Origin of the sequence: Chryseobacterium artocarpi (assembly GCF_001684975.1) — a bacterium.
Classification (GTDB): Bacteria; Bacteroidota; Bacteroidia; order Flavobacteriales; family Weeksellaceae; genus Chryseobacterium; species Chryseobacterium artocarpi.
The window spans coordinates 1-434 of sequence record NZ_MAYH01000041.1; the positions used below are offsets into that span (position 1 = coordinate 1).

General features: G+C 38.2%; 1 pseudogene. It reads left to right on the plus strand.

Features of this window, described 5'->3' with window-relative positions:
• Positions 1–363 (plus strand): annotated as a pseudogene (locus BBI01_RS14765) (gfo/Idh/MocA family oxidoreductase); the annotation flags it as partial.
• Positions 364–434 lie beyond the last annotated feature (71 nt).

Genomic DNA, 434 nt, shown 5'->3' on the forward strand with positions numbered 1-434 from the left:
GAAAATGGCTGTGTTGCCAATCTTACTACATCCAGGATCTCTATGAAAGCCATGAGGAAAAGCAGGTTTTTCCAGAAAGACGCTTATATCTCCGTTGACTTTCTGGAGAAAAAGGCAGAAGTAATCAGAATGAAAGATGCTCCGGAAAACCCTACTCCATTTGATATGATCATTGAAAATGCAGATGGAGAGAAAAATCAGATCCTGTTTGAATATCCGAACATTGAACCCAATAATGCTATTCTGGATGAATTAAATTCTTTTGCTGATGCCATTACCGATGGTAAAAATGTGGAAGTCTCCTTAGAGGACGGAACTGAAGCGCTGAAAGTAGCATTGGAAATTATGAAGCTGATCAGCTGATAACAAAATAATCTGCTGTATCATCTATGGCAAAATCAGAATCCTATCTCGTACCTTTTAAAGCTACAAGA